This window comes from Streptomyces parvus, assembly GCF_014648875.1.
GTDB lineage: Bacteria > Actinomycetota > Actinomycetes > Streptomycetales > Streptomycetaceae > Streptomyces > Streptomyces parvus.
This window is the reverse complement of the sequence record NZ_BMRY01000003.1, coordinates 187,860-207,018: the sequence shown is the minus strand read 5'-3', so window position 1 is coordinate 207,018 and position 19,159 is coordinate 187,860. Positions and strand designations below refer to the sequence as shown.

The window sequence follows — 19,159 nt, the reverse complement described above, 5'->3', positions numbered from 1 at the left end:
GCCCCGGCACACGGGAAGGGCCCCGGCACACGGGAAGGGCCCCGGTCACCATCGTGGTGACCGGGGCCCTTCGCCCTATGTCCTGGGGTGCGGGCGGCTCAGCCGCCCGGGCCTCCGAAGAGGCCGCCTCCGCCGTTCTCGATGGTCACGAGCATGACGGTGCTGCCCTTGTCCGCCTGGGTGTTCGGCCCCGGATTGCTGGTGATCACCTTGGCGTTCGGCTTGTCGACCGAACCCGGGGCGAGCTGGACCACGAAGCCGAGCCCTTCGAGCTTGGCCTTCGCGTCCTGGTACGACATGCCCGCGATGTCTCCGGGGATCTGGACCTTCTCCGGCTCGGCCGGCCCCTTGGAGACCTTCAGGACGATCTGTACGTCCTTGGCCTGGTTGCTCGGGCCCGCCGGGGTCTGTTCGATCACCTCTCCGGCCGGCTTGTCCGAGTCGACGTCGGTCCGCGAGACGTTGGTGAACCCGAGCTGGTTGAGCTGGGCGACGGCCGCGTCGTACTGCCGGGTCCGCACGTCGGGCATCGGGTCGGTCGTCTGCTTGGCGATCGTGATGGTGACCTCGGACTCCTCGTCGGCCTTCTGGCCGCCCTTGGGGTTCTGCTTGATCACCGTCCCCTCGGCCGCCTCGGACTCCGCCGTGGTGACGTTGACCGAGAAGCCCTTGCTCTCCAGCTCCTCGCGGGCGCCGTCCTCGGACTTCTCCAGGACGTTGGGGACCTCGACCTGCGGCGCTCCGGACGAGACGACGACCGTGACGGTGCCGTCCTTGTCCATCATCGCGGCGGCTGCCGGATCCTGGGAGCAGATCTGGCCCTTCTCCTGCTCCTCGCACGGCTCGTCGGCGCCCTTCTGCACCGTGACGCCGGTTCTGGACGCGAGCGTCTGTGCTTCCTCGAGCGTGGAGCCCACCAGGTTCGGGGCCTTGACCTGGTTGTCGCCCTCGTTCTCGGAGAAGATCACCCGGCCGATCAGGATCGCGCCGATGAGCACCAGGATGCCCGCGACGACCAGCAGGATCGTCGAGGTGTTGCTCTTCTTCTGCCGGCCCCGGCGGCCCTGGCGGTCGTCGTAGCCGTAGCCGCCGTCGTCCGGGTTGACCGGCGGCAGCATCGAGGTCTGCGCGTTGTTCGGGTCGGCCGGGCGCAGGGCGGTGGTGGGCTGGTCGGGGTTGTAGCCGTCGTAGCCCCCGTACCCGGCCGCGCCCATCGCCGCCGTGGCCGCGACCGGCTGGCCGTCGAGGCAGGCCTCGATGTCGGCGCGCATCTCGTCGGCGGACTGGTAGCGGTAGTCCGGGTCCTTGGTGAGCGCCTTCAGCACGATCGCGTCCATCTCGGGCGTGATCTCGGGGTCGAAGTTGCTCGGAGGCTGCGGCTCCTCGCGGACGTGCTGGTAGGCCACCGCGACGGGCGAGTCCCCGACGAACGGGGGCCGCACGGCGAGCAGCTCGTAGAGCAGACAGCCAGTGGAGTAGAGGTCGGAGCGTGCGTCGACCTGCTCACCCTTGGCCTGCTCCGGGGAGAGGTACTGGGCGGTGCCGATGACCGCGGCGGTCTGCGTCATCGTCATACCGGAGTCGCCCATGGCGCGGGCGATGCCGAAGTCCATGACCTTGACCTGGCCGGTGCGCGTCAGCATGACGTTCGCCGGTTTGATGTCGCGGTGGACGATCTGGGCGCGGTGCGAGTACTCCAGGGCCTGGAGGATCCCGACCGTCATCTCCAGCGTGCGCTCGGGGAGCAGCCTGCGGCCGGAGTGCAGCAGTTCCCGCAGGGTCGACCCGTCGACGTACTCCATCACGATGTACGGGATGGAGACCCCGTCGACGTAGTCCTCGCCGGTGTCGTACACGGCGACGATCGCGGGGTGGTTGAGCGAGGCGGCCGACTGGGCCTCTCGGCGGAACCGGGCCTGGAACGACGGGTCGCGGGCCAGATCGGCCCGGAGCGTCTTCACAGCTACGGTGCGGCCGAGCCGGGTGTCGTGGGCGAGGTAGACCTCGGCCATGCCACCACGGCCGAGCACCGAGCCCAGCTCGTACCGGCCGCCGAGGCGACGCGGCTCTTCCATAACTGTTCCAGCCCTCTCCGTCAGTCCCGACCGCACCCGTGTGTGGTCCGCGGCGGTGCGCTGTTCGCGCATACGCTACCGGGCACGGGTGACGTGATCAGCCCGCACCCGTCAGCCGATATCCGACCGGTATGCGATGTCCGGTATGACGGGCGGAAGCCGTGACAGGTCTCACTTCTTGCTGTCGATGACCGCCTTCATCACGTCGCGCGCGATGGGGGCGGCCAGGCCACCACCGGAGATGTCGTCCCGGTTGGCGTTGCCGTCCTCGACCACGACGGCGACGGCGACCGGGGAGCCGTTGTCGGTCTTCGCGTACGAGATGAACCAGGCGTACGGCTTCTCGCTGTTGTTCAGACCGTGCTGGGCGGTACCGGTCTTGCCGCCCACTGTGACGCCGGGGATCTGCGCGTTGGTTCCCGTGCCGTCCTTGACGACGGTCTCCATCATCTGCTGGAGCTTCTGCGCGTTCTCCCCGGAGACCGCGCGGCTCAGCTCCTCGGGCTCATGGGTGTAGACCGGGTCCAGGTTGGGCGCCTGACGCTCGGCGACCATGTACGGCTGCATCAGCTTGCCGTCGTTGGCGATCGCGGAGGCCACCATGGCCATCTGGAGCGGGGTGGCCCGGTTCGACGCCTGACCGATGCCGGCCATCGCGTTCTGCGGCCTGTTGTCCTCGGGGTAGATGCTCGCGTCGGCGCGGACGGGCGTGAAGACTTCCTCGTTGAAGCCGAACTTGTCCGTCTGCTCGATCATCTTCTCGTTGCCGAGGTCGTCGCTCACCTTCCCGAAGACGGTGTTGCACGACCAGCGCAGGGCCTCCCGCAGCGAGGCGTCCTTGCAGGGGATGCTGCCTTCGTTCTTGAGCTCGGTGGTGGACTGCGGCAGCGTCCAGGGCAGCGGCGACTCCGTCTTCGCGTCGATGTCGTCGTACAGCCCGTTCTCCAGGGCGGCGGCGGCGGTGACGACCTTGAAGGTGGAGCCCGGAGGGTAGGTCTCGCGCAACGCCCGGTTGAGCATCGGCTTGTCCTTGTCCTTCAGGAGCTTCTGCCGGTTGTCCGAGTCCTTCATGGAGTTTCCGGCGAAGACCGAGGGGTCGTAGGACGGGGTGCTCGCGAGGGCGAGGATGGCGCCGCTCTTGGGGTCGAGGGCGACCACCGCGCCCTTCTTCTCGCCGAGCCCCTTGAAAGCGGCCTTCTGGGCGTCGCCGTTCAGCGTGGTGACGATGTTGCCGCCGCGCTTCTTCTCGCCGGTGAACATCGACAGCGTCCGGTCGAAGAACAGCTGGTCGTCATTGCCGGTGAGGATGCCGTCTTCCAGGTTCTCCAGCTGCGAGGAGTCGAAGGCCTGGGACGAATAGCCGGTCACCGGGGCCCACAGGGGGCCGTTCTTCCAGACCCGCTTGTACTTGAAGTCGCTGTCCTCGGTCTCCGCGGAGCCGGTGATCGCCTTGCCGTCGACGATGATGTCGCCGCGCTCGTGGGCGTACCGCTCGATCTCGACACGGCGGTTGTACTTGTGGCTGTTCAGTTCGTCGGCACGGACGTACTGGAGCCAGTTGTCCCGGATGAGGAGCGCGAGGACGAGGATTCCGCAGAAGATCGCGATCCGACGCAGCGGCTTGTTCACGGTCGGACCACCTGGGTCATTTCGGCGTCGGGCGACGGCGAGGGGGCCGGAGCCGGGCGGCGGGCGGTATCGCTGATTCTGATCAGAATGGCGATCAGGGCCCAGTTGGCGAGCACGGAGGAACCACCCGCGGCCAGGAACGGCATCGTCATACCGGTGAGCGGGATGAGGCCCATCACACCGCCTGCGACGACGAACACCTGGATGGCGAACGAGCCGGAGAGGCCGATCGCGAGCAGCTTGCCGAACGGGTCACGGGCCGCCAGCGCGGTGCGTACGCCCCGCTCGACGATCAGGCCGTAGATGAGCAGCACGGCCATCATCCCGGCGAGCCCGAGCTCCTCGCCGACCGTGGCGAGGATGAAGTCGGAGTTGGCCGCGAAGCCGATCAGGTCGGAGTGGCCCTGCCCGAGCCCGGTCCCGAGCGTGCCTCCGGAGCCGAAGGCCATCAGGGACTTCGCCATCTGCTCGCTCGCGGCCACCTCGCCCCAGCCCGCGAAGGGGTCGAGCCAGGCGGTGACGCGCTGCTGGACGTGCGGTTCGAACGTGGCGACGCCGACCGCGCCGACGGCCGACATCAGCAGACCGAAGACGATCCAGCTGGTGCGCTCGGTCGCCACGTAGAGCATGACGACGAACATGCCGAAGAAGAGCAGCGAGGTGCCGAGGTCGGTCTCGAAGACGAGGATCAGGATCGACATCGCCCAGATGGCGAGGATCGGGCCGAGGTCCCGTCCGCGGGGCAGGTACAGGCCCATGAAGCGGCGGCTGGCCAGGGCCAGCGCGTCCCGCTTGACCATCAGGTAACCCGAGAAGAACACGGTGATGATGATCTTGGCGAACTCGCCGGGCTGGAGCGTTCCGAAGCCGGGGATCTTGATCCAGATCTTGGCACCGTTCACGGCGGGGAAGAACATCGGAAGGATCAGCAGGAACAGCGCCACGACCATGGAGATGTACGTGTAGCGCTGCAGGATGCGGTGGTCCTTGAGGATGGCCAGGACCGCGACCAGAGTGGCGACGCCGATGGCGGAGAACAGCAACTGCTTCGAGGCGGCCGGGGCGAAGGTGGTCAGAGCCTGGAAGCGTTCCGACTGGTCCAGCCGCCAGATCAGCGCCAGGCCCAGGCCGTTGAGCAGGGTCGCCAGCGGTAGCAGCAGCGGATCGGCGTACTTGGCGAACCTGCGCACCACGAGGTGCGCGACCCCGCCGAGCAGGGCGAGCCCCGCTCCGTAGCCGAGCATCCCCGAGGGCAGTTCGCCGTTGAGGGCGAGGCCCACGTTGGCGTAGGCGAACACCGAGATGGCGACGGCGAAGATGACGAGCGCCAGCTCGGTGTTGCGGCGGCTCGGTGCGTCGATCGCGCCGATGGTGGTCGTGTTGGTGACAACGCTCATGGTGCTGAAGGCCCCCTACGGCTTACTGCTTACCGCACTGCGGGACCAGCTTCTTCTCTTCCTCCGAGAGGCTGGGGCCGGGAGTGGGAGCGGTGGTCTGCTTGGTCCCCTTGGCGGAGGACGTGGCGGAAGTCCTGGTGGCGGGGGCTCCGGCGGTGCCGCCGGCCTCGCCCTCGCCCGTACGGGCCCTGGTCTCGGCCTCGGCCGCGCGGCGCTGCGCGTCCTTCTTGCAGGCGGAGGCCTGAGCGGCCAGCTCGGCGATCTTCTCGCGGGCGTCGGTGATGTTGCCCTCGGCGATCGTCGACTCGACCTGCTTGCGCTGGTACGGCGGCAGGTACTTGAGCTCGATCTCGGGGTGGTTCTTCTCGACCTTCGAGAGCGAGACCCAGGCGAGGTCCTGGCTGATGCCCTGGAACAGCGCGACGTTCTCGTCCTTCGCGCCGACGTAGTACTGCGTCTGCGTCCAGCGGTAGCCGCCGTAGAGACCGCCGCCGATCACGGCCAGCGCCAGCACGATGTAGACGGAACGCTTCAGCCACCTACGGCCGCCGCGCGGTTTGACGAAGTCGTCGTCCGTATACGAGTCGTAGGAGCCGTCCGGCATGCCGCCGTAGCCGGTGTCGCCGCTGCCGGGCGGGCCGAAGCCGCCGGAGGGCGGGGGCACGGGGCGGCCGAGGCCCGCCGCGCGTCCGGCGGGCGTCTGCATGGCCCCGCCGTCGCCCAGCTGGGCCTGGTTCTCCGCGACCGCGCCGACGACGACCGGGGTGTCGTTGAGCTGCCCGGCCAGGGTGTCGTTGTTGTCGACGTCCAGGACGTCGGCGACGATGCAGGTGATGTTGTCGGGGCCGCCGCCCCGCAGGGCGAGCTGGATCAGCTCCTGGATGGTCTCCTGCGGGCCCTGGTAGCTGGCGAGGGTCTCTTCCATCGTCTGGTGCGAGACCACGCCGGAGAGGCCGTCCGAGCAGATCAGATAGCGGTCGCCGGCCCGGACCTCGCGGATGGAGAGGTCCGGTTCGACGTGGTCGCCGCTGCCCAGCGCCCGCATCAGCAGGGAGCGCTGCGGGTGGGTGGTGGCCTCTTCCTCGGTGATCCGGCCCTCGTCGACCAGGCGCTGCACCCAGGTGTGGTCCTGGGTGATCTGCGTCAGGACGCCGTCGCGCAGCAGATACGCGCGGGAGTCGCCGACGTGCACCAGGCCGAGGCGCTGGCCGGTCCAGAGCAGGGCGGTGAGCGTGGTGCCCATGCCCTCCAGCTGGGGGTCCTCCTCGACCATGACGCGCAGCTGGTCGTTGGCCTGCTGCACGGCGGTGCCGAGCGAGGTCAGGAGATCGGATCCCGGTACGTCGTCGTCGAGCGGGACGAGCGTGGAGATCACCTCGGAGCTGGCGACCTCACCGGCCGCCTGGCCGCCCATGCCGTCGGCGATGGCGAGGAGCCGGGGACCGGCGTAGCCGGAGTCCTCGTTGCCCTCGCGGATCATGCCCTTGTGCGACCCGGCGGCGAAGCGCAGCGACAGACTCATGCGCACCTCGCCCGTCGGCTCGGGGTACAGCCTGTCTCGAGCCACACTGCCCACCCTCCGGTCGGGAACCGGGCAGCGTCCACCGTCGGGACCGCCGCGGCTCGCTCGCTCCGCTCGCTCATTGTCGTACTACTTCCGCAGCTCGATGACGGTCTTGCCGATACGGATCGGCGCGCCCAGCGGAACTGGTGTCGGGGTGGTGAGCCGGGTCCGTTCCAGATACGTGCCGTTGGTGGACCCGAGATCCTCGACGATCCACTGGCCGTCACGGTCCGGGTAGATCCTGGCATGCCTGCTGGACGCGTAGTCGTCGTCCAGCACGATCGTTGAATCGTGGGCCCGGCCCAGGGTGATGGTCTGGCCCTGGAGCGCGACCGTGGTGCCCGTGAGCGTGCCTTCGGACACGACCAGCTTGGTGGGCGCCCCGCGGCGCTGGCGGCCGGACTGCTGACGCTGCTGGGGCGGCGCCGCTTGTTGTTGTTGGCGGCCCTGCTGGGGGCGCGTGTCGGCGGCAGTGCGGCGTGAGCCGCGCTGCGTGACGCGCGTTCCGAACAGGTCGCTGCGGATGACCTGCACGGCCACGATGACGAACAGCCACAGAACAGCCAGGAAACCTAGCCGCATGACCGTCAGGGTCAGCTCTGACATTGCCCCCGCTTCACCCTTCGGCTTGCCGGTAAACGATGGTGGTGCTGCCCACGACGATCCGCGAGCCGTCGCGGAGCGTAGCGCGGGTGGTGTGCTGCCCGTCCACCACGATGCCGTTGGTGGACCCGAGATCCTGGATCGTCGAGGGCGTTCCGGTCCGGATCTCACAGTGCCGGCGTGATACGCCGGGGTCGTCGATCCGCACGTCGGCGTCGGTGGATCGTCCCATCACCAACGTCGGGCGGGAAATCTGATGGCGGGTGCCGTTGATCTCGATCCAGCGCCGTGTCCGGGCGTCCGGCATGGGGCCGGGCGCGGCCGGCGGGCGCCGGTCGCTCGTGGGGGCCGAGGGCCGTCCGGCGCCGGGCGGCGGGGCCGCGGGCATCGGAGGAGCGGCGCTCGGGGGGTAGCCGTAGCCGCCGGGGGCCTGCGGGGCGCCGGGACGTCCGGCCGGGGGCTGGTGGGAGTGGGCCGACGGGTCCTGTGACGTACTCGACGCGAGCGTGCGGCTGCGGACCCGGTAGAGACCGGTGTCGAGGTCGTCGGCCTTCTCCAGGTGGACCTTGATCGGGCCCATGAACGTGTAGCGCTGCTGCTTGGCGTAGTCGCGCACCAGGCCGGAGAGCTCGTCGCCCAGCTGACCCGAGTACGGGCTGAGCCGCTCGTAGTCGGGGGTGGAGAGCTCGACGATGAAGTCGTTGGGGACGACGGTCCGCTCGCGGTTCCAGATCGTCGCGTTGTTGTCGCACTCGCGCTGGAGGGCGCCGGCGATCTCGACGGGCTGCACCTCGGACTTGAAGACCTTGGCGAAGGTGCCGTTGACCAGCCCCTCGAGGCGCTGCTCGAAACGCTTCATGACCCCCATGGGGCACCTCCTCCGTTGTCATCGTCCCTGTACTGCTTACTGATCGTATCCACGCGTCGGGAAATCGGCTGGTTCCCCTTGTCTGGCCTGTGGATGAGTGTCACCCCTCACACGGATCGTAGAGGTGGCCTCCTCACAGTGTCCCGCACCCGGGACGCACTCTGGAGGAGTGGGGGGCGATGGTTCGGGGTTCCCGGTTCCCCTCCCGGGGGCGGCGAAACAACGGATGTGAATCCACCCTGTCCAGCGTGCTAATCTTCCGTTTGTCGCCAGGCGCTCACCCCCCAAGGTGAGAGTCTGAAAACACCACTCATGCGCGAGTGGCGGAACGGCAGACGCGCTGGCTTCAGGTGCCAGTGTCCTTAGGGACGTGGGGGTTCAAATCCCCCCTCGCGCACGACGGCAGGTGCTTGCAGCTGCCGAAGTTGAATCGGGAGAACCCCCGCATCGGAGAGATCCGGAGCGGGGGTTCTTCGTTGTTGCGTGTTCTCGACAGTCTCGGCGGGCTTGTCGGAGGCGTTTCCGTGTTTTCGGCGGAGGGGCGGGGTACGGACAGCGGGGTACGGACAGGCAGGCGGGAGAGGCTGCCGAGAACCGTCCGAGGAGAGGCGGCAGCGGTGGTCCGCAGGCGGTGATCCACCGGGTGCGGGCGCGGTTTCCGGACAGACCGATGGCCGGTGCAACGGCGCACTTGCATACGCTGGCCGCAGAGGTTGGATCGACGGCGGCTCGGCGGTGAAGGGCTGAGCGCACAGAACGTCCCGGAGGCAGGAAATGGCGAAGCAGGCTCGCGCGGTCCAGACGTGGCGGTCGATCGTGGATGCCGCGGCGAGTGTCTTCGACGACTACGGCTACGAGCGTGCCGCCATCTCGGAGATTCTCCGCCGCGCCAAGGTCACCAAGGGGGCCTTGTACTTCCACTTCGCCTCCAAGGAGGCGATCGCGCAGGCGATCATGGACGAGCAGACCTCCACGGTCGAGTTCGAGCAGGAGGGATCGCCGCTCCAGTCCCTGGTGGACGGCGGCCAGCAGTTCGCTTTCGCCCTGCGCCACAACGCGATGGCCCGGGCCGGCACCAGGCTCTCCATCGAGGGCGTCTTCCTCGGCGGACCGCATCCGTGGGGCGAGTGGATCGACGCGACGGCCCGGATGCTGGAGCTGGGGCAGGAGCGCGGCGAGGTGTTCCCGCAGATCGACCCGATGGTGTCGGCCAAAATCATCGTCGCCTCGTTCACCGGTATCCAGTTGGTCTCGGAGGCCGACTCCGGCCGGGCCGATCTGCGCGAGCAGGTCGCGGAGATGTGGCGGCACATCCTCCCGTCGATCGCTCACCCCGGGGTCATCGCCCACATCAAGCCCGAGGGCCGCGTGGACCTGGCGGCCCAGGCGCGCGAGAAGGCGGAGCGGGAGGAGCAGGAGGCCAGGATCGCCGCGGAGGCCAAGGAGGCCGCCTCCGGTCCCGCGACGGAGACGGGCTCCCGGTCGGGCGGGGCGGGCCTGCGGGGCGGCGGATCCGGTCGCGGTACGCGGGCCGGGCAGGCCGGCGACGAGGGCGACGAGGAGCCCGCGGGCGCGGGGGCGGCGGCCGGAGGGGCTGCCTGATCCGCGACCGGGACGTTCCTGGTCCACGTGCCACGTCCATGTGACACGTTCACGCGCCACGTCCGCGTCCATGTGACACGTTCACGCGCCACGTCCGCGTCCATGTGACACGTTCACGCGCCATGCTCACGTGCCATGTTTCACGTGAAACGTCCGATTGATCGTGATGCGGCGGGGCTGCGGAGCTCGTGGAAGCTCCGCAGCCCCGCCGCTTTTTGCGGTCTGCGGTTCGTTCAGGAAGCGAGGCGGGTGGCGAGGGCCTTCGCCTTCTCCCGGGCGTCTTCGAGTGCCTGGGTGCGGGAGGCCTCGGCGAGCGGGATCAGTTCGGCCATCGACGGCTGCGAGTGGGCGAGGGTCAGCTCCGGAACGATGAAGTCCACCTCGGTGGAGAACATGCCCGCGAACACCTTCTCCAGGTAGTTCTGGACAAACTCGAAGTCCTCGCGCGGGGTGCCCGGAGCGTAGGAACCGCCGCGGCTGGCGACGACGGTCACCGGTGTCCCGGCGACGGGGGAGTCCGGTCCCGCGTTGTGCCCGACGATGATCACCTGGTCCAGCCATGCCTTGAGGGTGGACGGGATCGTGAAGTTGTACATGGGTGCGCCGATCAGGACGGCGTCCGCCGCGGCCAGTTCGTCGGCCAGTTCGCGGCGCAGCGGGTCGTCGGCGCCCGCGGCCGTGGCTCCGGCGTCCAGGTGGGGCAGCGGATCGGCGGCGAGGTCCCGGTGGACGACGGTGCCGTCCGGGTGCTGCTCGCGCCAGGCCTCGACGAACGCCGCGGTGACGTCGCGCGAGGCGGAGCCCTGGGGGAAGACGGCGGAGTCGAGGTGCAGAAGCGTGGCCATGGGGATCTCCACAGAGAGGGGAAGGGGGCGCGGGTGGGCCGGTGAGGCCGCACGGGCGTCCGGGGTATCCATTGCGTACGTAACTACTAATAGCATAGCTACTTATTTTTAGTAAGCTCCCGACGCCGGCGCAGTACGCTAGAGGTATGGCGGATCACAGCGAAGGGGCCTGTCGGCGGGTCGATGTGGGGATCAGTCGGGTCTTCGAGTTGTTCGGCAAGCGCTGGACCGGCCCGATCGTCTCGGTGCTGATGCAGCGACCGGTGCACTTCGCCGAGTTGCGCAGGGCGATTCCCGGGATCAGCGAGCGGATGCTCTCGGACCGGCTGACCGAACTCGGCGCGGCGGGCCTGGTGATCCGTGAGGTCGACGAGGGGCCGCCGCTGCGCGTCGCGTACCGGCTCACCGAGGCCGGCACCGCGATGGAACCCGCGCTCAAGGAGCTGGGGCAGTGGGCGGACACCTATCTGTCCCCGGAGGCCGGTGGCGGCTGCTGACGAACGCCTTATACGCGCCGGCGAATCGGCGGTACCGTCGTGCTCGGCCACTGCTGGGCAGGGCCGCCTGCCGGGCGGGACAGCCGGGCAGGCGAAGAGCGTGTACGAGGGTGGGGGAGGCGACGCTCCATGGGCGTGACCGGGACGACGATGCCTGAACAGCGTGCCGAGGAGTCGGATCCGCGTATTCCTGTCGTGCCCGGGTTCGCCCGGCGCGGGGCGGCGACTTCACCGAAGGCTGCGGGCAAGGCGCTCCGCGACCGGGTGCCCCGGTCCTCGCACGCCTCGCTGGTCCTGCCGTCGGGACGGCCGGACGCGGTGCGGGCCGTCGAGGAGTCGAACCGGGGCCGTGTGCCGGGGCTGACGCCGATACGGGTGGGCCGGATGGCGGCCACGCCCTTCGCCTTCCTGCGGGGTGCGGCCGGGCTGATGGCCCACGACCTGACGGGCAGCCCGGTCACCGGTGTGGGCGCCCAGCTCTGCGGCGACGCGCACGCGGCCAACTTCGGCCTCTACGGCGATGCCCGCGGCAGCCTGGTCATCGATCTGAACGACTTCGACGAGACCGTCTTCGGGCCGTGGGAGTGGGACCTCAAGCGGCTCGCCACCTCCCTGGTGCTCGCGGGCCGGGCCGCCGGTGCCGACGAGGACACCTGCCGCCGGGGCGCGTACGACGCCGTCGGCGCCTACCGGCGCACGATGCGGCTGCTGGCCCGGCTGCCCGCACTCGACGCCTGGAACGCGATCGCGGACGAGGAGCTGGTCTCGCACACGGACGCGCGTGATCTGGTCGGCACGCTGGAGCGGGTCTCGGAGAAGGCCCGCAACAACACCAGCGCCCGGTTCGCCGCCCGGTCCACCGAGGAGTGCCCCGACGGCGGCCGGCGCTTCGTCGACGCGCGGCCCGTGCTGCGCCGGGTGCCGGACGCCGAGGCCGCGGTCGTGGCCGCCGGTCTCGGCGGCTATCTCTCCACCGTCTCCGAGGACCGGCTGCCGCTGCTGGCCCGGTACACGATCCACGACGTGGCGTTCCGGGTGGTCGGCACCGGCAGCGTGGGGACCCGGTCGTATGTGGTGCTGCTGCTCGACCACCGGGGAGAGCCGCTGGTCCTCCAGGTGAAGGAGGCACGCCCCTCGGTGCTCGCCCCCTATCTGCCCGCGGTCGGTTTCGACGTACCGGAGGTGGCGCACGAGGGCCGCCGGGTGGTGCTCGGGCAGAAGCGGATGCAGGTCGTCAGCGACATCCTGCTCGGCTGGGCGGACGTCGACGGCCGGCAGTTCCAGGTCCGGCAGTTCCGGAACCGCAAGGGCAGCGTGGACCCCGCCGCGCTCGCCGCCGACCAGGTCGACGATTACGGGCGGATGACCGGTGCGCTGCTGGCCCGGGCGCACGCCCACAGCGCCGACCCCCGGCTGCTCGCGGGCTACTGCGGCAAGAACGACGAGCTGGACGAGGCGGTGGCCGCCTTCGCGGTGACGTACGCCGACCGTACGGAAGCGGATCACGCCGAGCTGCTGCGGGGGATCAAGGCGGGCAGGCTGGCCGCCGAGTTCGGTATCTGACGGGTCCGTGTCCGGCGCGCGTGCGGCGGTGGGTCCGGACCGGGCCCACCGCGTGTGCCGTGCTACCGGGATGTGGCCATACGCTGGACGGGTGAGCCACGAAGCCGCCGGGGTGCCGACCACCCGGAACGATGAAGACCGGCAGGACAACGTCCCGCAGGGCAGCGAGGACGTCCAGGACGTCCAGCAGGACGAGGCCGGGGAGGCCGCAGGTCCCGAGGACGCCGAGCAGCGGCCCGAGGCCCGGCTGGCCCGGGCGGTGCAGGTCGCCGAGCAGGCGTTGATCGAGTTCGAGATCGCGGTGGAGACCTTCCGGGTGGAGGTCGAGAACTTCTCCCGGCTGCACCACCAGAAGCTCGGCCCGATGTACGCGCGTCTCGACGAGCTGGACGCGCTGATCGCGGAGGCGCGGGCGGCGAAGACCGGGGACCCGGAGGACGAGCGCAAGGCGCGCGAGGCGCGGGCGGTCGTCATGCCGATGCCCGGGGTCGACGAGCTGTTCCACGACTGGATGGACACCGACGGGCTCTCCCCCGAGGCCGCGGCCATGCTCACCGAGCAGCCGGTCCGGCCGCCGAAGCGGGTCAGGCCGAGCGAGGAGGCCCGCAGGCTCTACCGGGAGCTGGCCCGCAAGGCGCACCCGGACCTCGCTCAGGACGAGGTGGAGCGGCAGCGCCGGGACGAGTTCATCGCCCGGGTGAACGCCGCCTACGGCCGCGGTGACGTCGAGCTGCTCAAGGAGCTCGTGGCGGAGTGGGAGGCCGGCCCGGTGCAGCCGCCGGCCCCGCTGAGCGAGAGCGAGGAGCTCTACGCGCGGCTGGAGTGGCTCAGCCGGCGCAAGGAGCTGCTGACGGTGCTCGCCAAGGAGCTGGAGGACGGCGCGATCGGCTCGATGCTGCGGATGGCCCCCGACGACCCGGACCAGCTGCTGGAGGACATCGCCGAGCAGCTGCTGGGCGAGGTGTCCCGGCGCGAGGCGGAGCTCGCGGAGATGGCGCAGCAGTAGGCGCGGTGGGCGCCGCGGTGGGCCGGGCGCGGGAGTCGGGTGCAGTAGCGTTCCCGGTGACTCTTCCGTGAGTGGACGACTCTTCCGCGTATGTACGAGAGAAGGCATGACCCATGAATTTCGCCCCGCTGCCCTCGGTGGACGCCGCCGCGGTGCCGTCGGACGGCTTCGTCCTGGACGTCCGTGAGAACGACGAGTGGGTGGCCGGTCACGTCGAGGGCGCGCTGCACATTCCGATGAGCGATTTCGTGGGCCGGTTCGGCGAGCTGACCGAGGCGGCCGAGGACGGCCGGCGCGTGCATGTGATGTGCCGGGTGGGCGGCCGGTCGGCCCAGGTCACCCAGTACCTGGTCCAGCAGGGCATCGACGCGGTGAACATCGACGGCGGTATGCAGGCCTGGGACGGCGCCGGCCGCCCGATGGTCACGGACAACGGGACGCCTGCCTTCGTCCTCTGAGCCGGTCCCCCGTTCTTCGGGCCCGGGGCCCGGTCGCGGTCAGCCGAGCGGGTGGGCGGCCAGCAGGTCTCCCAGCGCCTCCTCGTGGGCCGCTGCCGGGCCGAGGGAGAGCTCGATCTGCTTCGCCCAGGCGTGGTAGCGGTGCAGCGGGTAGTCGGTGTCCGCGCCGAAGCCGCCGTGCAGATGCTGGGCGGTCTGCACGACGCGGCGCACGCCGTCGGAGGCCCAGATCTTCGCCACGGCGACGTCGCCCGCCGCCGGGAGCGGGCCCCCGGCGGCGGTGGAGATCCGCCAGGCGGCCTGCCAGAGGGTCGCCTCCATCGCCCGTAGGTCGATGTACCGGTCGGCGGCCTGGACCGCCACCGCCTGGAACGTCGCGACGGGAAACCCGAACTGCTCGCGCCTGCCGGTGTATTCGGCGGTCATCGCGAGCACCCGCTCGCCCAGCCCGAGCGCCAGCGCGCATGTCCCCGTGGTGAGCAGGGACCGCAGCCAGTCCCAGCAGCCCGCGACATCGATCAGCTCGCGCGGTTCCACGCGCACGGCCTCCAGCCTGACCTCCGCCAGGCGTTCACCGCTGGTGGAGACCTGGTCCGCCAAGGTGACGCCGTCGCGGGTACGGGGCACGAGGGCGAGGACCGGGCGGCCCCCGGCCGTGTGTGCGGGGACGGCGATCCAGTCGGCGACCTGGGCCCAGGGAACCGCGGACTGGACCCCGTCGAGCACCCAGCCGGAGCCCTCGGACGGGCCGCCGGTCTCCCTGTCGGCTCCGTCGCTCTCGCCGCTCCCGTCGCCTTCCCCGTACGGCCGTGCGGAGACGGCGAGTTCGGCCGGATCGTGGCCGCTGCGGCCGTTGGCGCCGACGGTCAGGATCAGCTCGCCCCGGCCGGCCCGGGGCAGCAGCTCCGCCGCGAGGGTGCGCTCGCCGTACCGCTCGACGGCCGTCGCCACCGCGCAGCTCTCCAGCAACGGGACCCTGGCCAGCACCTTGGCCGACTCCCGCAGGACCAGGCAGAGCGCGATCGGGTCCAGGCCCGCGCCCCCGTGCTCCGGCGACAGCGTGAGCCCGAGCAGGTCCGTGCGCGCCAGCTCGTGCCACAGCTGCCGGTCGATGTCCTCCGCCACCGCGCCCGGGGCCAGGGCGGGGCTGGGCGTGCGGTCGGGCGCGACATCCGAGAAGACGGCCCTGGCCGCCTCGACGGCCGCCTGCTGTTCCTCGGTGAAGGTGAAGTCCACTGTCCCGGCCTCCCGTTGACCCTGAGCTAGCTGACGGGTCGTCAAGATAGAACAGGTTCTATGGGATGGGAAGGGAGTGGCGCGGCGGCCCGCCCGGGCCTCAGCGGTCGAAGTCCAGCTCCACCTCCGGGGTGAGCGGATGCGACTGGCAGGCGAGCACGAAGCCCGCCTCCGTCTCCTCCGGTTCCAGGGCGAAGTTGCGGTCCATCCGGACCTCGCCCGACACGAGGAACGCGCGGCAGGTCCCGCAGACCCCGCCCTTGCACGCGTACGGAGCGTCCGAGCGGCTTCGCAGCACCGTCTCCAGCAGGGATTCCGCGTTCTCCACGGGCCAGCTGCCCGAGCGGCCGTGGAGGGTGGCCGTCAGCACGGAGTCGGACGGGGCCGCGACCTTGACCACCGTCACGTCGGTGGAGCCCTCGTCGACGTGGAAGATCTCCTGATGGACCCGGGAACGGTCGACACCGAGCGTCTTCAGAGCCTTCTCCGTGCCCCGGACGAGACCGAGCGGTCCGCACAGGAACCAGCCGTCCACCTCCGGCACCGGGAGCACGGCGGGCAGCAGGCCCGTCAGCCGTTCGGTGTCCAGCCGCCCGGAGGGGAGCCCGGCCGACTGCTCCTCCCGGGAGAGCGCGGTGACCAGCTGGAAGCGGTCCGGATAGCGGTCCTTGAGGTCGGCCACCTCGTCGAGGAACATCGTCGAGGCCGCCGTGCGGTCGCTGCGGATCAGACAGAACCGGGCCGTCGGCTCCCGGTCGAGCAGAGTGGCCGCCATCGACAGCACCGGGGTGATGCCGCTGCCGCCGACCACCGCCGCGAACAGGCCCGGGCGTGGCTTCAGGGCGAAGCGGCCCATCGGAGGCATGGCCTCCACCCGGTCCCCGACGGCCAGCTCCTTCAGCGCGTACGTCGAGAACGCACCGCCCTCGACCATGCGGATGCCCACCCGCAGCACCGGTTCGCCGGGCTGCTCGGTGGCCGGCGCGCAGATCGAGTACGAACGGCGGACCTCCTTGCCGTCCACGGTGTAGCGCACGTTCAGATGCTGGCCGGGGGTGTGGCGGAAGGTCTCGCGCAGCTCGGCCGGCACGGCGAGGGTCACGGCCACCGCGTCGTCCGTGATCCGTTCGATCGCGCTGACCCGGAGCGGATGGAACATCTACAACTCCTTGAAGTGGTCGAACGGTTCGCGGCAGGCGACGCAGCGGCGCAGGGCCTTGCACGCCGTGGAGGAGAACCGGCTGAGCAGCTCCGTGTCCGTGGAGCCGCAGTGCGGGCAGCGCACCGAGAGCGTCAGCGGCACCGGGCCGCCGTCGGCGCTGTGGGCGCGCGGCGGTGCTATGCCGAACTCCGCGAGCTTGCGGCGTCCTTCGGCGCTGATGTCGTCCGTCGACCAGGCCGGTGCGAGGACCGTGACCACGGAGACCTCCGGCACGCCGTGGTCGTGCAGCACCCGCTCGATGTCGGCGGACATCGCCCCGATCGCCGGGCAGCCGGTGTAGGTCGGGGTGAGCCGCACGGTCACCCGGCCCGGGCCCTCCACCCGGACGTCCCGCAGGACGCCCAGCTCCGCCAGGGTCAGCACCGGGAGCTCGGGGTCGGGCACGGAGCCGGCCAGCTCGCGCAGCTCCGCCTCCAGCAGTGTGTCGGTCACCATGACGCCCCCGGGTGACTGCGGTGCAGATGCTGCATCTCGGCGATCATGCGGCCGAACGGCTCGGTGTGCAGCCCCTGCCGGCCCGCGCCCGCCGCCCAGCCCCCGGACCGCGGGCCCGTGGGGAGAGTCAGCGTGGCGCGCTCGACGACGTCGGTGACGGCGGCGAGCCAACCGCTCTCCAGTGCCTGCCGGTCGACACCGGATTCCGGGGAGTCGAGCCCCTCGACCGGCTGGAACATCTCACCGGTGAACCGCCACAGCGCGTCCAGGCCGCTCTGCATCCGGCGGTGGCTCTCCTCGGTGCCGTCCCCGAGCCGCAGGACCCACTGCTCGGCGTGGTCGCGGTGGTAGGCCACTTCCTTCACGGCCTTGGCCGCCAGACCGGCGAACTCGCCGTCCCCGGCCGCCAGTCGCCCGTACAGCAGGTGCTGGTACACCGAGAAGTAGAGCTGCCGGGCGATGGTGTGGGCGAAGTCCCCGTTCGGCTGCTCGACCAGCTGGAGGTTGCGGAAGGCGCGCTCCTCGCGGAGGTAGGCCAGCTCGTCCTCGTCGCCGGCGAGCGAGAGCAGCACCCGCGCCTGCCCCAGCAGGTCCAGGGCGATATTGGCGAGCGCCACCTCCTCCTCCAGGACGGGGGCGTGACCGGCCCACTCCCCCAGCCGGTGCGAGAGCACCAGCGCGTCGTCGCCGAGGGCGAGTGCGGCGCTCACAGGTGCTTCACCCCGTCCGGGATCTCGTAGAACGTCGGGTGGCGGTAGGGCTTGTCGCCGGCCGGCTCGAAGAAGGAGTCCTTCTCGTCGGGGGAGGAGGCGGTGATCGCGGTGGACGGGATCACCCAGATCGAGACGCCCTCGGAGCGGCGGGTGTAGAGGTCGCGGGCGTTGCGCAGGGCCATCTCGGCGTCCGGGGCGTGCAGGCTGCCCGCGTGGGTGTGGGACAGTCCGCGCCGCGAGCGCACGAACACCTCCCACAGAGGCCAGTCGGTCGAGCTGCTCATGCCGTCTCCTCCACATGCTGCGCGGACGCGCTGTTCTGTGCCGATGCCGATGCCGATGCCGATGCCGATGCCGATGCCGATGCCGATGCCGGTGTCCGGGGCGATGTCTGTGCCGGGGCGTGCTTGGTGGCGTACGCGGCCGCCGCTTCCCGGACCCAGGCACCCTCCTCGTGGGCCCTGCGCCGCTGGGTGATCCGCTGCTCGTTGCAGGGGCCGTTGCCCTTCAGGACCTCCTGGAACTCCGACCAGTCGATCGCGCCGAAGTCGTGGCTGCCCAGCTCCTCGTTCCACCGGATGTCGGGGTCCGGGAGGTCCAGGCCCAGCGCCTCGGCCTGGGGCACGCAGATGTCGACGAAGCGCCGGCGCAGCTCGTCGTTGGAGTGCCGCTTGATCTTCCAGGCCATCGACTGCTCGGAGTGCGACGAGGCGTCGTCCGGCGGGCCGAACATCATCAAGGAGGGCCACCACCAGCGGTTCACCGCGTCCTGGGCCATGGCGTGCTGGGCCTCGGTGCCACGGCTGAGGGCGAGCAGCAGCTCGTACCCCTGGCGCTGGTGGAAGGACTCCTCCTTGCAGATACGGACCATCGCGCGGGCGTAGGGGCCGTAGGAGCAGCGGCAGAGCGGCACCTGGTTGGTGATCGCCGCGCCGTCCACCAGCCAGCCGATCGCGCCGACGTCGGCCCAGGTCAGCGTGGGGTAGTTGAAGATCGAGGAATAGCGCTGGCGGCCCGCGTGGAGCTTGTCGAGCAGCTCCTCGCGGCTGGTGCCCAGGGTCTCGGCGGCGCTGTAGAGATACAGGCCGTGGCCCGCCTCGTCCTGCACCTTGGCCATGAGGATCGCCTTGCGGCGCAGCGAGGGCGCCCGGGTGATCCAGTTGGCCTCGGGCTGCATGCCGATGATCTCCGAGTGGGCGTGCTGGGCCATCTGGCGGATCAGCGTCGCCCGGTAGGCGTCGGGCATCCAGTCGCGCGGCTCGATCCGCTCGTCCGCCGCCACGGCCGCGTCGAAGGCCGCGAGGTGGCCCGCAGCCGCCGCGTCGGTCTCACCCGCCGCAGCCGTCGAACCCGGTCCGCCCGCCGCATTCGCCGTGCCGAGCGTCTTCTGCGTCGTCTGGTGCGCAGTCACTGCCGCCATCCCGGGCTCCCTACCGACCGATCGTT

At 70.5% G+C, this 19,159-nt stretch carries 18 protein-coding genes and 1 tRNA gene; 6 read left to right on the top strand and 13 right to left on the bottom strand.

Going from position 1 to position 19,159, the window contains the following annotated elements:
* Positions 1–98: 98 nt before the first annotated feature.
* The 6 genes from pknB to IE140_RS11130 all read right to left on the bottom strand — a co-directional run bounded on the left by pknB (position 99) and on the right by IE140_RS11130 (position 8,136).
* Positions 99–2,075 carry a Stk1 family PASTA domain-containing Ser/Thr kinase gene (pknB, locus tag IE140_RS11155; protein WP_093444223.1) on the bottom strand — a complete coding sequence of 659 codons (1,977 nt, stop codon included), beginning with the start codon at positions 2,073–2,075 and terminating at the stop codon, positions 99–101.
* A gap of 171 nt (positions 2,076–2,246) precedes the next feature.
* Complete coding sequence (locus IE140_RS11150; RefSeq protein WP_150197865.1) at positions 2,247–3,704, bottom strand: peptidoglycan D,D-transpeptidase FtsI family protein; 1,458 nt, start codon at positions 3,702–3,704, stop codon at positions 2,247–2,249.
* Complete coding sequence (locus tag IE140_RS11145; RefSeq protein ID WP_093444221.1) at positions 3,701–5,101, bottom strand: FtsW/RodA/SpoVE family cell cycle protein; 1,401 nt, start codon at positions 5,099–5,101, stop codon at positions 3,701–3,703. Before IE140_RS11145 ends, IE140_RS11150 begins: the two co-directional genes overlap by 4 nt.
* Positions 5,102–5,123: 22 nt before the next feature.
* Positions 5,124–6,623 (bottom strand): PP2C family protein-serine/threonine phosphatase, encoded by a 1,500-nt coding sequence (locus IE140_RS11140; RefSeq protein ID WP_093444220.1) that lies wholly within the window; start codon positions 6,621–6,623, stop codon positions 5,124–5,126.
* Positions 6,624–6,752: 129 nt separating this feature from the next.
* Positions 6,753–7,271: an FHA domain-containing protein FhaB/FipA gene (locus tag IE140_RS11135; protein ID WP_006125955.1), complete on the bottom strand. Its 519-nt coding sequence runs from the start codon at positions 7,269–7,271 to the stop codon at positions 6,753–6,755.
* Between the two features lie 10 nt (positions 7,272–7,281).
* On the bottom strand, positions 7,282–8,136 hold the full coding sequence (locus IE140_RS11130; protein ID WP_032776508.1) for an FHA domain-containing protein: 855 nt from the start codon (positions 8,134–8,136) through the stop codon (positions 7,282–7,284).
* Positions 8,137–8,450: 314 nt separating this feature from the next.
* On the opposite strand from IE140_RS11130, the gene IE140_RS11125 reads away from it, so the two are divergent.
* Positions 8,451–8,533, top strand: a tRNA-Leu gene (locus tag IE140_RS11125).
* Positions 8,534–8,910: 377 nt separating this feature from the next.
* Complete coding sequence (locus IE140_RS11120) at positions 8,911–9,738, top strand: ScbR family autoregulator-binding transcription factor (RefSeq protein WP_150195242.1); 828 nt, start codon at positions 8,911–8,913, stop codon at positions 9,736–9,738.
* Positions 9,739–9,971: 233 nt separating this feature from the next.
* On the opposite strand, the gene IE140_RS11115 is transcribed toward IE140_RS11120, so the two are convergent.
* Positions 9,972–10,583, bottom strand: coding sequence for an FMN-dependent NADH-azoreductase (locus IE140_RS11115; protein WP_093444217.1), 612 nt, complete (start codon positions 10,581–10,583; stop codon positions 9,972–9,974).
* Positions 10,584–10,729: 146 nt separating this feature from the next.
* On the opposite strand from IE140_RS11115, the gene IE140_RS11110 reads away from it, so the two are divergent.
* The 4 genes from IE140_RS11110 (at position 10,730) to IE140_RS11095 (ending at position 14,107) form a co-directional block, all read left to right on the top strand.
* Positions 10,730–11,080, top strand: a complete 351-nt coding sequence (locus tag IE140_RS11110; protein ID WP_032764556.1) for a winged helix-turn-helix transcriptional regulator — start codon at positions 10,730–10,732, stop codon at positions 11,078–11,080.
* Between the two features lie 150 nt (positions 11,081–11,230).
* Positions 11,231–12,643 (top strand): DUF2252 domain-containing protein, encoded by a 1,413-nt coding sequence (locus IE140_RS11105; protein ID WP_229826748.1) that lies wholly within the window; start codon positions 11,231–11,233, stop codon positions 12,641–12,643.
* Positions 12,644–12,734: 91 nt separating this feature from the next.
* Positions 12,735–13,649, top strand: coding sequence for a J domain-containing protein (locus IE140_RS11100; protein WP_093444216.1), 915 nt, complete (start codon positions 12,735–12,737; stop codon positions 13,647–13,649).
* A 113-nt stretch (positions 13,650–13,762) separates the two neighbouring features.
* On the top strand, positions 13,763–14,107 hold the full coding sequence (locus IE140_RS11095) for a rhodanese-like domain-containing protein (protein WP_093444215.1): 345 nt from the start codon (positions 13,763–13,765) through the stop codon (positions 14,105–14,107).
* A 39-nt stretch (positions 14,108–14,146) separates the two neighbouring features.
* Here IE140_RS11095 and IE140_RS11090 read toward each other — a convergent pair whose 3' ends face one another.
* The 6 genes from IE140_RS11090 to paaA all read right to left on the bottom strand — a co-directional run bounded on the left by IE140_RS11090 (position 14,147) and on the right by paaA (position 19,133).
* Positions 14,147–15,343: an acyl-CoA dehydrogenase family protein gene (locus tag IE140_RS11090; protein ID WP_150195241.1), complete on the bottom strand. Its 1,197-nt coding sequence runs from the start codon at positions 15,341–15,343 to the stop codon at positions 14,147–14,149.
* Positions 15,344–15,443: 100 nt separating this feature from the next.
* The gene (locus IE140_RS11085) at positions 15,444–16,502 is read right to left on the bottom strand and encodes a 2Fe-2S iron-sulfur cluster-binding protein (protein WP_150195239.1); all 1,059 of its coding nucleotides are present in this window, start codon (positions 16,500–16,502) and stop codon (positions 15,444–15,446) included.
* A complete protein-coding gene (gene paaD, locus IE140_RS11080; protein WP_150195236.1) occupies positions 16,503–17,000 on the bottom strand; it encodes a 1,2-phenylacetyl-CoA epoxidase subunit PaaD in 498 nt (165 codons plus the stop codon). It lies immediately after the preceding gene.
* Complete coding sequence (paaC, locus tag IE140_RS11075; RefSeq protein WP_093444212.1) at positions 16,994–17,710, bottom strand: 1,2-phenylacetyl-CoA epoxidase subunit PaaC; 717 nt, start codon at positions 17,708–17,710, stop codon at positions 16,994–16,996. Before paaC ends, paaD begins: the two co-directional genes overlap by 7 nt.
* Positions 17,707–17,997 carry a 1,2-phenylacetyl-CoA epoxidase subunit PaaB gene (gene paaB, locus IE140_RS11070; protein ID WP_010071371.1) on the bottom strand — a complete coding sequence of 97 codons (291 nt, stop codon included), beginning with the start codon at positions 17,995–17,997 and terminating at the stop codon, positions 17,707–17,709. The genes paaC and paaB overlap by 4 nt, the downstream gene beginning before the upstream one ends.
* Positions 17,994–19,133: a 1,2-phenylacetyl-CoA epoxidase subunit PaaA gene (gene paaA / locus IE140_RS11065; protein WP_150195234.1), complete on the bottom strand. Its 1,140-nt coding sequence runs from the start codon at positions 19,131–19,133 to the stop codon at positions 17,994–17,996. The genes paaB and paaA overlap by 4 nt, the downstream gene beginning before the upstream one ends.
* Positions 19,134–19,159 lie beyond the last annotated feature (26 nt).

Excerpts from the sequence above, each read along its gene's own strand:
- pknB (WP_093444223.1), bottom strand. The coding sequence starts at position 2,075 with ATGGAAGAGCCGCGTCGCCTCGGCGGCCGGTACGAGCTGGGCTCGGTG.
- IE140_RS11145 (WP_093444221.1), bottom strand. The coding sequence starts at position 5,101 with ATGAGCGTTGTCACCAACACGACCACCATCGGCGCGATCGACGCACCG.
- IE140_RS11140 (WP_093444220.1), bottom strand. The coding sequence starts at position 6,623 with ATGAGTCTGTCGCTGCGCTTCGCCGCCGGGTCGCACAAGGGCATGATC.
- IE140_RS11135 (WP_006125955.1), bottom strand. The coding sequence starts at position 7,271 with ATGTCAGAGCTGACCCTGACGGTCATGCGGCTAGGTTTCCTGGCTGTT.
- IE140_RS11130 (WP_032776508.1), bottom strand. The coding sequence starts at position 8,136 with ATGGGGGTCATGAAGCGTTTCGAGCAGCGCCTCGAGGGGCTGGTCAAC.
- IE140_RS11120 (WP_150195242.1), top strand. The coding sequence starts at position 8,911 with ATGGCGAAGCAGGCTCGCGCGGTCCAGACGTGGCGGTCGATCGTGGAT.
- IE140_RS11115 (WP_093444217.1), bottom strand. The coding sequence starts at position 10,583 with ATGGCCACGCTTCTGCACCTCGACTCCGCCGTCTTCCCCCAGGGCTCC.
- IE140_RS11110 (WP_032764556.1), top strand. The coding sequence starts at position 10,730 with ATGGCGGATCACAGCGAAGGGGCCTGTCGGCGGGTCGATGTGGGGATC.
- IE140_RS11105 (WP_229826748.1), top strand. The coding sequence starts at position 11,231 with ATGCCTGAACAGCGTGCCGAGGAGTCGGATCCGCGTATTCCTGTCGTG.
- IE140_RS11095 (WP_093444215.1), top strand. The coding sequence starts at position 13,763 with ATGAATTTCGCCCCGCTGCCCTCGGTGGACGCCGCCGCGGTGCCGTCG.
- IE140_RS11085 (WP_150195239.1), bottom strand. The coding sequence starts at position 16,502 with ATGTTCCATCCGCTCCGGGTCAGCGCGATCGAACGGATCACGGACGAC.
- paaD (WP_150195236.1), bottom strand. The coding sequence starts at position 17,000 with ATGGTGACCGACACACTGCTGGAGGCGGAGCTGCGCGAGCTGGCCGGC.
- paaB (WP_010071371.1), bottom strand. The coding sequence starts at position 17,997 with ATGAGCAGCTCGACCGACTGGCCTCTGTGGGAGGTGTTCGTGCGCTCG.
- paaA (WP_150195234.1), bottom strand. The coding sequence starts at position 19,133 with ATGGCGGCAGTGACTGCGCACCAGACGACGCAGAAGACGCTCGGCACG.